11 protein-coding genes and 1 pseudogene are annotated in these 15,274 nt (G+C 56.7%); 2 read left to right on the top strand and 10 right to left on the bottom strand.

Annotation, left to right across the window (positions count from 1 at the left end; genetic code table 11):
* Positions 1-63: 63 nt before the first annotated feature.
* The 3 genes from P0120_00905 to P0120_00895 form a co-directional block, all read right to left on the bottom strand.
* On the bottom strand, positions 64-1,146 hold the full coding sequence (locus P0120_00905) for a hypothetical protein (protein ID MDF0672888.1): 1,083 nt from the start codon (positions 1,144-1,146) through the stop codon (positions 64-66).
* Between the two features lie 296 nt (positions 1,147-1,442).
* On the bottom strand, positions 1,443-1,829 hold the full coding sequence (locus tag P0120_00900) for a hypothetical protein (GenBank protein MDF0672887.1): 387 nt from the start codon (positions 1,827-1,829) through the stop codon (positions 1,443-1,445).
* A 765-nt stretch (positions 1,830-2,594) separates the two neighbouring features.
* Positions 2,595-5,987 carry an SBBP repeat-containing protein gene (locus P0120_00895; GenBank protein MDF0672886.1) on the bottom strand — a complete coding sequence of 1,131 codons (3,393 nt, stop codon included), beginning with the start codon at positions 5,985-5,987 and terminating at the stop codon, positions 2,595-2,597.
* An 848-nt stretch (positions 5,988-6,835) separates the two neighbouring features.
* Here P0120_00895 and P0120_00890 point away from each other — a divergent pair.
* Positions 6,836-7,569: pseudogene (locus tag P0120_00890) on the top strand (IS5 family transposase).
* 414 nt (positions 7,570-7,983) lie between these two features.
* On the opposite strand, the gene P0120_00885 reads toward P0120_00890, so the two are convergent.
* The 5 genes from P0120_00885 to P0120_00865 form a co-directional block, all read right to left on the bottom strand.
* Complete coding sequence (locus tag P0120_00885; GenBank protein ID MDF0672885.1) at positions 7,984-8,748, bottom strand: LamB/YcsF family protein; 765 nt, start codon at positions 8,746-8,748, stop codon at positions 7,984-7,986.
* Positions 8,735-9,478, bottom strand: coding sequence for a 5-oxoprolinase subunit PxpB (pxpB, locus tag P0120_00880; protein MDF0672884.1), 744 nt, complete (start codon positions 9,476-9,478; stop codon positions 8,735-8,737). Before pxpB ends, P0120_00885 begins: the two co-directional genes overlap by 14 nt.
* 38 nt (positions 9,479-9,516) lie before the next feature.
* The gene (locus P0120_00875) at positions 9,517-11,160 is read right to left on the bottom strand and encodes an FAD-dependent oxidoreductase (protein ID MDF0672883.1); all 1,644 of its coding nucleotides are present in this window, start codon (positions 11,158-11,160) and stop codon (positions 9,517-9,519) included.
* A 202-nt stretch (positions 11,161-11,362) separates the two neighbouring features.
* Entirely contained in the window at positions 11,363-12,118 is a 756-nt protein-coding gene (locus tag P0120_00870; protein ID MDF0672882.1) for a hypothetical protein, read from the bottom strand.
* A 158-nt stretch (positions 12,119-12,276) separates the two neighbouring features.
* Positions 12,277-12,735, bottom strand: coding sequence for a polymer-forming cytoskeletal protein (locus P0120_00865; GenBank protein ID MDF0672881.1), 459 nt, complete (start codon positions 12,733-12,735; stop codon positions 12,277-12,279).
* 192 nt (positions 12,736-12,927) lie between these two features.
* Between P0120_00865 and P0120_00860 the strand changes: the two genes are divergently transcribed.
* Positions 12,928-13,365: a DUF423 domain-containing protein gene (locus tag P0120_00860; GenBank protein MDF0672880.1), complete on the top strand. Its 438-nt coding sequence runs from the start codon at positions 12,928-12,930 to the stop codon at positions 13,363-13,365.
* On the opposite strand, the gene P0120_00855 is transcribed toward P0120_00860, so the two are convergent.
* Positions 13,366-14,259 carry a hypothetical protein gene (locus P0120_00855; GenBank protein ID MDF0672879.1) on the bottom strand — a complete coding sequence of 298 codons (894 nt, stop codon included), beginning with the start codon at positions 14,257-14,259 and terminating at the stop codon, positions 13,366-13,368. It abuts the gene before it with no gap.
* A gap of 98 nt (positions 14,260-14,357) precedes the next feature.
* Positions 14,358-15,158, bottom strand: a complete 801-nt coding sequence (locus P0120_00850; protein MDF0672878.1) for a dienelactone hydrolase family protein — start codon at positions 15,156-15,158, stop codon at positions 14,358-14,360.
* Between the last annotated feature and the right edge of the window lie 116 nt (positions 15,159-15,274).

Raw genomic sequence — 15,274 nt, 5'->3', positions numbered from 1 at the left:
GTCCCATGGGTTCGCAGTCCGTCTCAAGATACTTGGTGAGTTTGGCTTCATCGACCTTGACGATCACACGACCGAAGCGGAGATTCTCGATCCCGTCATCACTGAATTTCTTGCCGTAGCCCTTGGGGCGCCAGCGATCGTCACCGAGGTAGTTGCGGTTGGTTGCGTAAAAGAGTCGTAGCTCGGCCATCGGGAGGGCTCCTTTCCTGACAAGGTGAGGTGCGACCGCCGCTCTCGGGCAGCGCCGGGCGTGATGTGCTTAGCTGCTTCGACAGGGAAAGTCAAGAATGGACCGTAGGTTCTTCTCGGTGAGCGCGGATGCTTGATCTCAACGAGAGGAGGGTCTTTTCTCAAAGTGAAGGGAGGCAGTATTTCTTTTCCGGCCGGACGAACCTCACTGAGTCCTTTGAGGAGAAAAGCTCGAACCTTTTCGCGCGCGTCTCGCGATGGCCGTCCCGCCTCGCCATGCTCGCTCCACGAACCGATCAATGTGCTGTGAGCCTTGGCTGGCTTTCCTTTCATCCGGTACTCGATTTCTCCATCGAATTGAAAACGGTCAGGAAAACGCTCCCGCAACGTGTTCATTTTATCTGGATGCGAGATGCAGTCAGTTTGGAACCTCAATCCGAAAATCTTGGCCGTGCTGCGTTCGGCGTGAACGATATCTTCTGAGGAAATGCCTAGAGACTTGTGGTCGGCATCCGTGTACCACCAGAAGAAACGGAGGGGCAAGGCAGGCTGCGCCACCACCACCGCAGCGACCTGTGGGTGATCAAGCAGCGCAACAGGGATCGAACCGGTCATGCAGTTGCCGATGATGCCGATGGACTGTTGACGGTGCCGCTCTCCGACCTTCTGCACTACGCCTCGCAGCCAGTTCACAATAGGAGCGCTTCCTTGAGACGGGACGCCCCATTCACCGCCGGGGAAAAACTCCATTGATCCCCGGAACCAATAGGCCCACAATCCCTTCGTAAGTGAAAACTTGCCTTTCTCGCCGAATAGCAGCGGCACATACACGGTGAAGTCCTTCGAGAGCTCCTCGGCATAGGCAAGTGTCCCCGGAGACAGGCCAGTCAACTCATGGAGCAACAGCACCGGAGGCTTGTCGGTGCCGTCGTGCAGGCAGAGCACCGAATGGGTCATTCCCCCGCCTGAAAAGGGTTGGCCGAAACACTCGACCCAATTCCGAGTAGGCGTACCTTCTTCTTTCGTATGCGGCGCGCACATCCCGAGCTGCGCGGCTCCACAACCTGCCTGAAATATAAGTAGCACGGTGAGGAGGGCTTGTACGAGAGAGAGGCGTGGTTTGCCGGTCTCGCATTTCCGACGCAATGTGTTGCAGCTCCTGACGTGCATACCGTGAAGCAAATCAGCGGAAGATTGCCGGCGTCCGAGGACCGGCGCAAGACCCTCGTATGTCCTTACGCACATTGGTAGGGCTACGGGGCAGTCGCGGCCTCGGCTAACACCTCCTGGGCATGGTACAGGTCTGCCGCCCCGACAGGTTTGTGGCCTTTGTACAGCGTCACCGTCATGGCCGTCCGACGCGAGAAGCCAAGCACGTCGGCGCGCTGAGCCAGGTGAAAAAAGTCATACCCCTCGCGGAGGGTCAGCTCAGCACAGCGTCGACGCAGATAGCGGTCCAGCTGTTCCTGCGAGGTGAAGGCGCTCACGCGATATTCCACTCGGTAGACGTTCTCTTGGAGCTGCTCAATCTCTGTCTGTTCCGCCTCACCCAGCGACGTATAGCGTCCGGTCGCACAACCGGCAAGAGACGCGGCCAGCATCACCACCGTGACTCCTGTCTTCCAAATCTTGGGCCACATGGAAGGTGGTCATCGTAACGAGACGAGTCCACGAGATCAACAGCAGCCGTACTCTTTCGTCTTTGCTTCAACGGGAGCCGCGCGAGTCCGGATGGAAAGCGATGAATAAGACTGTCAGGAACAAGGGGAAAAATCGGCAATCCGCTCGTCTACCCGTCACCGTAGAGTTTTACTCAATCCCGCTAAGTTTCGGTGATATGAGCGGCCCGCTCCTTCTGCACAGCGCCCAAACGCGCAATAGGGTCACACCTTGTCATTTGCTTCGAATACCCGCGGTTTCATAATGTTGTGAGGGGCCAAACAAGTCCTGACCCTCATTTCAGGTGCTCAGAGTTCTGGGTGATGCACGGTCCAAGATCTGACCCCATCCACATTGTAACGCCTCGCTGCGGTAACATCAACGCGCCGACCTTGGAGAATACCAGCAGAAGGAGCCGTTCGTTGCACCGATCTTCTCCCGACCGCTCAGAGACCAGTCTGGTGCCTGGCTCTGGCGCCTCTCCACGCTTCATACCGTCAGATATGCGTATGACGCCAGAGGTGTGCCGTGCGGGAGAACACTTACAAACGTGATTGGACGGAGGACGACCGGATAAACGATAAGGTCGGGGTCGACCAACCAAGACTGGCACCCTCGTGCAAGCTCTGATACTGGCAAAATCTAACGAGAACGTACCCGGGTTCCCCGATGTCTAGATGTCTATAGGGGTAAGGCAAGGTGTTCGGACCGGCTCCCGGGAGCCGGTCCGGCTGATGCTGAGAGTACTAGGGGCCAAAGGAATTGTAATTTTGGCCACTGTCCACGGCGGTGTCTTTGATGCTCTTGGGGACGGAGACCTTGACCGTGCCGGTACAGCTGTCCCCATCAGGATCCGTCGCCCTAAATTGCACCGTATAGACACGCCCGTTCCCAGAGCCCGCCCGCTCGGCACGCAGCAGGATATTGTTTCCTGACTCGAAGGCGTCCGGACCCGTGTCCCCATCGCCCAAACCGTTGATCGGCTCATCCTGGGTCACCCGGAGATAGGAGATGGTGACGGTGCTGTTGCTCGGATCAGTGATGCCCAGGATGCTTACTTCTGCCATCGTGTGGTTCGGCGGCCAGAGCACTGCAACACTGGGCTGTGCCAAAGTACAGACGGGTGGATCGTTGACATCTTGAACCGCGACCTGCACGGTGTCGGCACCGCCGCTCGCCTGCCCATCGTTGACCACGAGTTGGAAGGTCAACAGCCCGCCACCAGGACCGACATTCGGTGCAGTGAAGGTCGGATTCGGAGTGTTCGCTCCCGTGAGTACCACGCTTGGCCCACCGGTCTGGCTCCAACTGAAGTGGAGGGTATCCAGATCAGGGTCGGTGCTGTTGCTCCCATCCAACGTCACGAGCGTATTCTCATTTCGGGCTTGATCCAGTCCGGCGTTACTGACCGGCGGCTGATTCACGTTCGAAATGAAGACGGAGACGTAATCGGCATGATTCGAGCCCCGCGCATCGGTGACAATGAGTTCGAAGTCCACCTGCCCCCCACTGGCCCCGACCGGCGGTGCCGTGAAACTCGGGGTGGCGCTATTCGGATAGGCCACCGTCACCGTAGGCCCAAAGATCTGGAGCCAGGTATAGGTGATGGATTCGACATCCGGATCGTAACTGGCACTTCCATTGAGCAAGACCGGACTGCCTTCTTGCACCGTTTGGTCCAGCCCCGCCTCAGCCACTGGGGGACGATTGACGTTCATGATATGGACATTGACCGTATCGGGATCACTGCAATTGCTGGTGGTCCCTTCGCACACGATCAGCTGAAAGGTGACGGTCGCTCCGGCAACGGGCACGTTCGGTGCCGTGAATGTCGGATGGGCTGTGGTGGGCCCAGTGAGTGCCACGGTCGGTCCTCCAGGAACCTGGGTCCAGCTGTAGGTCAGTGAGCTACCGGTAGAAGCGCTCCCATCCAATGTCACCAGTGTACCCATCAGCACTGGCGGTGCAGGTGGCGTCGGCGGGACGGTCACCACCGGTTGATCTGGTCCGGCGTCGGCGATGGGCTTGTCCACGAGCTTGGTGATAAAGGCATCACCAAGTCCTGCGTGTCCCCCTTGGCTCGCGGACAGCACGGGAAAATTCGGGGAAGCTGTCTGCCCTGTGACGTAGGCCCCTCCGGCGCCGTCCACCGCGATGCCATATCCCTCATCCATTTGGCTGCCACCCAAGTAGGTGCTGTAGACCCGAGCCCCCATGGTATCGAGCTTCGTCACAAAAACATCTTCAAATCCTCCGAACAGCCCTTGGCTCGCCGACAGCACGGGAAAATTCGTGGAGGATGTCCACCCCGTGACATAGGCCGATCCTGCGCCGTTCACCGCGATGCCACGTCCCTCCTCGGTATTGCTGCCACCCAGATAGGTGTTGTAAACGCGAGCCCCCGTGGCATCGAGCTTGGTGACAAAGGCATCAATATTTCCTGCGTATACTCCTTGACTCGCAGACAGCACGGGAAAGTTCAAGGACGATGTCCGCCCCGTGACGTAGGCCGCCCCGGCGCCATCCACCGCGATGCCACGGCCTTCATCATTATTGCTCCCCCCTAAGTAGGTGCTGTAGACCCGAGCCCCCGTAACATCGAGCTTGGTGACAAAGGCATCTTCAATTCCTCCGACCACCCCTTGGCTCGCCGACAGCACGGGAAAATTCGTGGAGGATGTCCACCCCGTGACATAGGCCGATCCTGCGCCGTCCACCGCAATGCCACGTCCAAAGTCGGAACTGCTGCCACCCAGGAAGGTGCTGTAGACTCGCGCTCCTGCGGCATTGAACTTGGTGACGAAGGCGTCAGACAATCCTGCGAATACGCCTTGGCTCGCAGACAGCACGGGAAAGTTCAAGGACGATGTCCGCCCCGTGACGTAGGCTGCCCCGGTGCCATCCACCGCAATGCCATATCCCTCATCGATATCGCTGCCACCCAAATAGGTGCTGTAGACCCGCGCTCCCGTGGCATCGAGCTTGGTGACAAAGGCATCAAAACCTCCTGCGAATACCCCTTGGCTCGCGGACAGCAGGGGAAAATTCGAGGAAGCTGTCTGCCCCGTGACGTAGGCCGTTCCGGCGCCATCCACCGCGATACCATGTCCAATGTCGGAACCGCTGCCACCCAGGTAGGTGCTGTAGATCCGAGTCCCCGTGGCATCGAGCTTAGTGACAAAAGCATCAACAATTCCAGCAAATGCTCCTTGGCTGGACGACAGCAGGGGAAAATTCGGAGAGATTGTGTCCCCCGTGACGTAGGTCGCCCCGACGCCGTCCACCGCGATGCCACGTCCAATGTCGGAACTGCTGCCACCCAGGTAAGTGCTGTAGATGACCACCGGATCGATCACCAGCGGTTTCTCACGGTCATATGCGGCAAGCTGAATCTGCACATGAGACAGATTCCCTGAAGAGGGTACATAGTCCCCCGCCACCAGAGTCTTGTGCCCATCCTTGTCAAGTTGATACACGATCGGCTTCTGGACACATACGTCACCGAGGGCGGTTGCCAGCAACAAGTCGCCGCTTTCAGCCACCGTGATGTCTGACGCGCCCTCGAAGGCCAGCTTGATCTGGTTTGGATCTGCCCCTGGTGAGACGATAAAGTCATATTCCAACTTGCCCTGGTTGCCATAGTAGGCCAGATCGATTCCCGGATAGGCGTCTTTGTAGTGGACCTTTGCGTAGGTCGGGATGTTAGTCCGCCATTTGGCCGGATCGTTGCCGATGAAGTAGTTCACGATCCCTGGGAGTTGATCCATTCCATCAATGGTCGGCGAGGGGTTGGCTCCTTCGAGCTTCATCCGGACCACGGCCTGGTGGATTGGAGTGGGCTTGGCCATAGCCAGCGGATCGCGTCCCTGTTGATCAGGCCCCCGCGCCGTTGTATTCCGCTGCAGGAGCACCATGACTGATTCAGTGGGCGTCAAGAACAGGGTATAGCCCTTTCCTCGTGCAAGGAACTTGACCTGGTCATTGAGCTGGCTCTGATTAGCCTCAAACTGGAGCGGTATGCCCAGCATCTGAGATACGCTTGGGAGATATTCGGATGTTGGGGTAGTCGGAGGCGACACAGACGCCGCTGCAAACCCCGACGTGGCGGTCATGAAGACGGTGCACAATAAAACAGCCATGATTCTACTGCATAACATCATGAGTTTCCCTCCTGGTGGTTACTCGGTACGCAGGACCTAGCTCTTGTAGTGAAATAACTCCCATATGGCACGACTGATTCAGATATGGTTCTCCCTATCAATGCCTAGAATTCGCTCATCCCTCCCGGCTCGTATTGCCATTAATGCAAGTCTTTACGTATAGGAATCTAATATGCAAGTAGGGGGCCGCAATGAACCGTGCAGGAATAGCTTGTATTTTGAGGAATGGACCGGCTGTTCCCGTCGACAAACCTGAGGTGAATCTATTTCGATACTGAATCCAATTAGGTTCAGTGGCCGTTGTCGGTGAAAAACGTGTATTCGATGCCGTAGCTATTGATGCCGTCCCGAGGCTTCAATCACGATTATGACGGAACGGTTGTCGCTCTCCTTCGGAAGTCTCAAAGGTGATCATAACTGAAGAAACTCCCCCCGGTGGGGGTTGGAAAATTTCAGAGGGGGTCCCCCGAATTTGCACTCACCGCCTGACATATACAGCAGAAAGAAAACCGGAGTGGCCCAAATACGATCCACGCGACACCGACCACCCAGTCCGAGGCACGAAAACCACGGTGCGCAATACGTAGTACGTGTTACGTCTCACGGATGGCCGCACCCGGGCTTAGGAAGGATAGAAGCAATACCTAAGGTACTGTAAAGGCTTGATTGGCGCTGGATACAGCGGACAGGAAGGGGAACAAGTAGTTCATCTGTGAAGCAGAATGTGCCCCTGACGCAACTAACCTTAGACTAGGGCGTGTTAACACTATCAGTCGTTGTTATGAGATACTGCGTCCATGGAAATCACCGACACCCAGTAGCGTCAAATCGAGCGATGTTTGCCGACACAACGCGGCAATGTGACGCTCGACAATCTGCACGTCCTGAACGCCATCTTGTACGTCGCCGAGCAAGGGTGCAAATGGCGCGGTCTGCCCAAGCGGTTCGGCAACTGGCACACCATCTATACTCGCATGAATCGTTGGTCGAAGAGCGGGGTGCTGGATCGCGTCTTTGCACAGTTACAGCATGCACAGATCATCCGCGTGAAAATCGAAGCCGTCGCCTTGGACAGTCCCATCGTGAAGGTCCATCCGGATGGCACGGGGGCGTTAAAAAAAACGGCCCGCAAGCCATTGGTCAGTCCCGCGGCGGATGGACGACCAAGATTCATCTGGTTGCCGCGGATGCTTGAACGGCCATAGCGTTTGGTCTGTTCCCGGGGCAAGCCCACGATGCGCCCGAGGGACGAAAGTTGCTGCAACGCTTGGGGAGAATGCCGCGTCCGATCCACCTGGTGATGGATCGAGCGTATGAAGGCAATGAGACGCGGCAAGGCGCCTTGGATTTAGGATATGTTCCTGTGGTGCCGCCCAAGCACAATCGACGCGCCCCCTGGGAATACGATCGAGTCCGATATAAGCGACGCAATGAGATCGAACGGCTGTTCCGCCGGCTTAAGGGATTTCGGCGCATCTTCTCGCGGTTTGAAAAACTCGATGTCATGTTCATCGCGTTCATCAATTTTGCATTGATCGTCGAAGGCTTGCGTTTGTGTTAACAGGCCCTAGAAAGAAGAGCTACACGAAGTGAATCTCTTTCGATTCAGGGAGTATCTGAAAGGATTCATTCTGAACGACCGGCCGACCGAACCACCATTTTCCTACACCGTACTTGGGAGCACATTGATGAAAACCTTGAGTTCTAACTCCAAGTGCAGCACTGCAAGCCCGGATCGGCATTGGTGTTGCGCGAAAGGAAGCTGCCGAGAAGCGATGTCGGCGGATTCTGTGAGAAGGGCTGACCGGAGCTGGCGCACTCGGCCGCTGGCTCTGATTCCAGCCAGCGAGAGTAGGGCCTTTTTTGACGAACAATCCGCTCCTGCTCAGCTAGCCCACATTATGCCTGAGCACTTCTGCTGCAATTGTGGTGAGCTACCTGCCTTCGACCACGATGATGTGGGTTGGTTGCAGATTCATCTCGCGATGTATGCCCGGGCGATGCCTATGCCTGCTGATTCAATCTCGTTTCGGACGAGCCGAACGAATTCGACTGCCTGCGGTGTGTCGGCGTGAATGCACAGACTATCGGCATGCAGGGCGACGCGCCGCCCATCGATGCTTGTGACGTAGCCACTTAGTATCTCACAAAGTTGCCGACGAACTTGCTGTTCGGTCTTCAGGAGAGCGCCTGGTTGAGAGCGCGGTACTAATGAACCGTCCGACCGGTATGCTCGATCGGCAAAGGCTTCCTGAACCATGGTCAGACCGGCGTTCTTTCCGCTCTCAACCAAGACTGATCCAGCAAGGGCGAAGAGGAGCAGGTGTCGGTTGAACGATGCGACGGTTCGGGCGACGGCATCCGCCACTGTCCGATCTCTAGCCGCCAAGTTATAGAGCGCGCCATGAAGTTTCACGTGGGTGAGTGTCAGATGATCCAATGCCAGCACCTCGGCAAGAGCCGTCAGTTGTGTCGTCACCAGTGACTCGACTTCCAGCGGAGAGGCCTGACGGTCATGTCGCCCGAAACCTTCGGCGTCAGGAAAACCGGGATGTGCCCCGATTGCAGTTCTGTGTTGTGCGGCTAACCGGGCGGTCCGGCGCATGAGCGTGGGATTGCCGGCATGTATGCCACAAGCGATATTCACCGAGGTGATCAGCGGCGTAAGTTTGGCCTCGAGTGCCAGGAACTCTTCGCTCTCGTACTCACCCATGTCGCTGTTCAAATCAATAGCCGTCATGCTGTGCCTCGCGGCTCAGGCGATCGAACTCGTTCCGGTCGATGGGTCTGAATTGGACCAGGTCGCCTGGCTTCAGCAGAAAGGGGATTGGGTTGGTCTTGCAATATATGGGCATGGGTGTTCGGCCGATCAGCTGCCATCCGCCAGGCGTGGTGATGGGATAAATCCCGGTCTGACGATCAGCGATGCCGACGGATCCGGCTGGGACTTTCGTCCGTGGGGTCGAACGGCGAGGCATCGTCAATTGTTTAGGGACCAGGCCCAGATAGGGAAATCCTGGGCTGAACCCGAGCATATAGATTCGGTAGCGAATCGATGCGTGTAATTCGATGGCTTGAGCTGGTGTCAGGCCGGCGAATGCTGCGACCTCCTCCAAGTCAGGTCCCCATTCGCCGCCATACAAAACGGGAATCTCATGGATGGTGCCATTCGATCTCGTTTCGTTTGGACTGGGTCGAGGCAGCCTGCGTAGGTTCTTGATCAGTATAGGAAAACTCCACTGAAGCGGGTCGAAAAAAACGGTGACTGATCGGTACGTGGGTACAATATCCAGGATGCCACCCCACCCTTGATCGCCGACTATCTTCGCAAATGCGATGGTCCGTGCATTGATCAGCGGATCGATCTTGTCGCCGAACTCGATCGTGATCGCTGAATCGCCAAGCGGCAAGATGCGGAACATCCCTTTGGAGGTTCGACTTCGACCTTTTGCCTGATTGGATGGAGGCATGAGTTAGGACACCAACCCACGGAATCACGGAACCGGCATCAACGAGTTTTGGTTGTGGCTAGGATGGATTGGGCGGCGGCAATACCGGAAAGAGCCGCGCCTTCCATGAACCCCTGCCATTCATAAAACGAGTTCGTGTGTTCACCGGCGAAGAGGAGATTGCCGACCGCCAGTCCCTCCAATCCTGCCATGGTCGTGAACTGTCCCGGTTTGTAGCAGGTATAGCTGCCTCTCATCAGCGGATTCGAAGGCCAATGTTCGAGGTGCGCAAGATACTGTCCCTGCATGAGTGTGGCAGCGCCGAGTGTGTTTGGGTATACGATATTCAAACCGGTCAAAAACCGTTGCGCTTCTGTCTGGACCATATGCGGGTTCAAACCTGCACCTCGCGCACCGCCGGAATAGTCAGTCAGTACGCCTCTGGTCTCTGTGCCCCGTGAGGGATTGGTTTCCCATGTCGTCTGTACATTCGCGAGATCTGCATAGACGGTTCCGTTCGATCCCAACACGCGCCAGGGTCGGCTGGAGAAGCCGATCATCAGCTTGGCATTGGTGCCGTAGCCGAGTCCTTGAATGGTCGTCAGCTGATTTGGAGGGATCGCGAGGCTGGGATCGAGCTCCACTTCACGCAGCAGAGTAAAGGGGATGGCCAACACGGCGACATCGTGTGTTTTGGCAACGGTGCGGCTGCCCATCTGGAACGTTAGTTCGATTCGCCCGTCGCTCAGGCGGCGGACTCGTACAAGCCGGCTGTCATGAGTGAGCTGTCCGGCGAGGTGCTGCGTCAATCCTTCGACGATGCGGTCGTTACCGTCCACCAGATGGTATCGTTCGTCGCTGGCACCGAACGGGGTGAACGTGGAACGGCTGTCGGCGTGAATGAATAAGAGAAAATTTAGACAGCTCTGTTCTGTGGCGGCAAGTCCATATTCCGCCTCATAGGCCGCCACAATGGCGGCCTTGGCCACGGGTCCAGCTGGGACGCCGGCTCCGTTCCGCCCTTCCAGATAGGCCAGCAGATCCGTACGGTCCAGCGCCACATCATCGGGTGTGTGTGAACGGGCCGTGACTTCTCGGGAGAGGCGATTGAGGTCCCTCCGCATCACCGACACGAAGTCACGAAATTCCGCCACAATCGCGGCTTCTGAATACCGTTGTCCGAAGAAATGATAGAAGCTCTCGCCCGGCTGTTTATTGACATCCTCCAGGGCTAGACCGAATCGTTTGGCGTAGCCCAGCATAGTCTTGTGCAAGTTGTCGATCAGCTCGCCTCCGCGTTCCGCCACCTGACCGGGGAAGAAGCCTCGTAACGACCAACAGCGGCCGCCGGTACGAGTGGCTGCGTCATAGATGGAAGTCTGGATGCCGCGGGTCTTGAGTGTATCGGCACAAGCCAATCCGGCGAGCCCTGCACCGACGATACCGATGGAGAGGGAGGAAGGGAGTGGCTTGGCATCGGCGATGCGGAGCGGAAAACCCGTGATCGTCCCGAGAGCGAATGTTGCGCCGGTCGCCCCCGCGCCGAGCAGAAACTGGCGGCGGGAAATCGTGGGAGAAGCCTTGGCCTGAGGGGATGCTTGGAGCGTTCCGACGGCATCGACGTCCGAACACCCTCGCTTGTCGGCCAGCAAGGCGGCCGTCATCAATTGTGCGAATGAACGGAATGCAGCGCTTCGAGCCATCGAACCATCTCCCGGTTGGTGGCCAATCGAGGGTGGGTATCTTACAGAAGGGCGGGGGAGGTGAAAAGAGGAGAGATGGAGGTGGCCGTTACCGATGGCTGCCGCTGGGCTACCGTCGCGAAGCCATTGATCGATCGCCTAATCAGAAGCTTCCATCAGACCCTTTCCAACGCATCGACATAATCCGGAAACGCAATTCGATTCAAGGAAAAATGATCCCATCTGTGACGCCGTAGGCGAGAGCGTAACAGATGAAGATTCCGGAACCACCGGCCGTGCCCGCTATGAGAGTGGCTGTCCAGGTATCTTGTGAGACTCGCTGAGCCAAGATGGTCAGGAGGATGGCGATACCGAACTCGCCTAGGATGATGTAGTAGGGGGTGTAGGAGAGCATCCGGCAATTGCTGTACTGCCACCAGTTGATGTACCGGGCCATTTCTTCGTAGTACGGGATGTTGATCGCGCCCAGAAGGCCGATGCCCAGCAATCCCCAACCGCCGAATCGATTCCAGAGCCATAGTCCGACATATCCGAATTGCACCGCCACGATTTCCCAAGCAAACGGCATCCAGATGGGCGAGCGCCAGAGCATCGGGCCGCCGCCGATGGAATAGTCCAAGGTCTTGGTGTAATCGACCAGCCAGGCATCTGCAGCCAGCTCCGTGAAGCCCACGGCCAGCCCAAAGACCATGAGTCGCGCAAGGAAGAGGTCGCGATGTTTGGCAATGAACCGGAGCAAGATGGCATTATCGATGAGATTCAGTGCGACTCCGGTCTTCCAATTCGACCAGGGTGCGAACGTCAGCAACCATACAGCGATAATATTGAGGGCAATTGTGAAAATAACAATGAGCAAACGTCTCCGCGCAAGTGAGCCTTGAGTCTCATGAACGAAGCAGGTTTTTGATGAAAGGTTGAACGGTCGCCGGAACAGCGCTTCTACCCGGGATGAAATCATGACCTCCCTTATGTGATGAAGGCTCATGACCTGATATACGAGGACAAAATGAATCCGGATGTCTTATGAGACAAGCCAATCGGGTTAAAGCTATTGTGGAAGGATAAATGGCAACCAGAGCGGGGACCGGCGCGAAAAAGCTCGGCAACGAGGGAGCGTCAGCTCCCTCGTTCACTTTCAATCAGCACAGGCCGCGATGAACTGAGGCGGTGTGAAAAATCGGGGAGGACCATGGTCGATTGTTGCAGTTCATCGACCACCGGATGAGAACCCATGTCGATCGAACCCTTGAAGAACGCACCTTCTTCCATCGAAAACGAAGGGGAAGAAATATCGCCGAGCAGGACCGCCGGCTTGAGCAGCTGAATCTTGCTGGTGGCACTCACGTTGCCATGAATCTTTCCTCTGCTCACAATGGTCTCGGCGATAATCGAACCTCGGATGACCGCATTTTCGCCGATGACCAGCATTCCTTTGGCGTGGATTTCTCCTTCGATGGCACTATCGAGTTGAACGGTACTGTGAAAGTGGACGATGCCTTTAAATGTGACGTCCTTCCCTAAAACAGTAAAGTTTCCGTTATCCGATTCCATCTCCCCTCGCTTTTTGTCCCACATGATGATCCTCTTTCGGAGTGGTTTCAAGAAAAATAGAGGCCCACCATACAGGAGTCAGAAGCAAGAATCAAAGGCAGATTTTTGGAATGCGGCATAGGGAGAGCGGAAAGATTTTCCTGGTAGAGAATGGATCCTGAGTTCCTGTGCTGTCCGAACGAAGTCCTGCGATGGAGTATTCGGTGAGGATCGCGTATGATCCAACCGGTCCGCAACCGGTGGGGCAGGGAGTCAGACAGGATGGATGGCGATGCATCATCTCGGTGGTTAGTCGGTATCGGCTGTATCAGCGCCGGATTTGGAGTGGCAGCCGGGGCCTTCGGGGCTCATATGCTGAAAGACTTGTTGGATCAGTCGATGCTGGCCGTCTACGAGACGGCTACTCGTTACCAGATGTATCACGCCTTCGGCATGGTCCTGAGCGGCTTTGCTGCTCGCATCGGGCGCGATGCCGGAGCAGTCAAAGCCGGGTGGATGTTTCTGGCCGGGACGCTCTTGTTCTCCGGGAGTCTCTATGGAGTGTCGTTGTTGGGAGTGCGCTGGCTTGGTGCGGTGACTCCGGTTGGAGGCGCGTTATTCATTGTCGGCTGGGGCTGGTTGGCTTGGCGCGCGTGGCGTGGGGCAGCAAGCTGACTACCGCTGACAGGGGGCTGTACGCTTGCCGCTGATTGCTCCCCATCCTCCCATGTTGTTCACAAATGACCCTTCGATCTTCGTATTGTCCTTGATGAACAGTAAACTGTCTTCTTGTATCTGCCCGTTCTGCTCCCATCGCAGGTAAATGCCGTCGCCGAGAATGATCATTTCCGACAGTGCGGGAATAGTGCCCGGCACCTGTCCGTCAGGAGGAAAGACCATCGAGTGTTTCTGCTCTTCGTGGTGCTGGTGATTGTGAATGGTCCACTGCCAAGTCCCACATAGCCGAGCCCGACCTTTCGCCTGCCTGATGCGGTCCTTCCAGCCATAGACTTCCCACCAAGCGGCGATGGCCTGCTGGCTGGATTCAAATGCCGTGCGTTCGGCTGCCAACAGAAGTTCTGTGTGTTGACGACCGGGTGTTGGTTGAGAGGTTCGAAGGGTTTGGTCCTCCTGGGTGATGCGGAGCAAATCTGAAAGCGATGCGCTTCGGCTGCGAGCGCGCAACCACTCTTGTCGTGCAGCAGAAGGGGGAAGCACGGCAGAGGATGGTTCTGTCTCATGACCGATTGAATCGGCCAACTGCCATGCAGCCAGCGCTGCCATCAACTCATAGACCGTCTGGGATAGTTCGGCCAACTTCAGCTCATTGACCATTTTACTTGGGAGTCGTTTTGCCCCCAGCGCTCCTGCCGCATCTCTCAGGCCGAGAGCAGGGCCGACGGCCGTGGTGAATAGTGTCATGGCTTTCTCGTCCGAATCGATCGGAACGAACTGGTCGGGGTGCTGACCGACCTGTTGGGCCAGGAATGTCGGTGACGCTCGTTCCTCAGCGAGTCCGGGCGACAGCGTGAGAATTGACAGCCCCATGAGGAGAAAGAAACCGGTCATGGTAGGGCGACGCCGGCTGCGACCTCGTCGATGGCCGAGGGTTTTCGAGCCATCAACCTCTGTGCGAGTCTGAAAACGAAGCGGCGGTCTATTTCGGGTCATGTTCCTTGAAGGCAAGATTTCAAGAAGCTCGCAGTCCGCTCCCAGGCGAGGGCCGAACTGTCGGGATCATAGGCCTGTGGCTTCATGTCATTACAGAAGGCGTGAGCTGCATCGGGGTAGAGATGAATCTCAACTCGCTTGGCATATTCGGCGGCTGCGCCGCGCAATTGCTCGACGTCGTCCTGCGTGGCCCAGGTGTCCTTTCCTGCTTGGTGATACAGCACCGGTGAAAAAAGATCTTTCATCAATGCGTTGGGAGTGACCGCCTTGCCGTAGTAAGAGACGGCCGCGCGCAGCCGTTTCCGATGGCAGGCGAAACGGAGCGCGTAGGATCCCCCCATTCCATAGCCCACGACTCCATGCATATTCCCCTTCGCGAAGTGGCGTGTATTGAGATATTCACAGCAGGAATTGATATCCGTCATGATATGCGCGTCGTTCTGACGTTCCAGCAGAGCGGCCGCGACGTCATCGTCGGCGGTGACCATTCCTCCCAACCGCCCATAGAGATTCGGAATGATGACCGCATAACCTTCACAGGCCAGACGGGCGCCGACATCCTTCATCTGTCCGGTCAATCCCCACCGATCATGCAGCAGGATGAGCCCTGGATAGGTCCCCGGTTGTTGCGGCCAGAACAAGAGACTATCGATTTGGTGTTCCTTCGGCACCTTGGTCTTGAAGTAGGGATCGACCATTTGATCGGTGCGCGTAGGGATCGGCACGCCGCTTGAGAAACGCGCGGTTCCTGTTCCGATCTGTTCTAACGAAAAAAGGGCGCGGTGTGTCGTAGGCATGGCGGGAATGTCTTATCGGAGCGGAATTGCACTCAACATGCGTTACTATATGAAGCTGCTTGCGGGAATGTCAAATGAGCGGCGTTGACTGATCGAGGCTTCCGTTTTACTCTGAA

This window comes from Nitrospira sp. (assembly GCA_029194675.1).
Lineage (GTDB): Bacteria > Nitrospirota > Nitrospiria > Nitrospirales > Nitrospiraceae > Nitrospira_D.
This window is presented reverse-complemented; position numbering and strand designations above follow the sequence as displayed.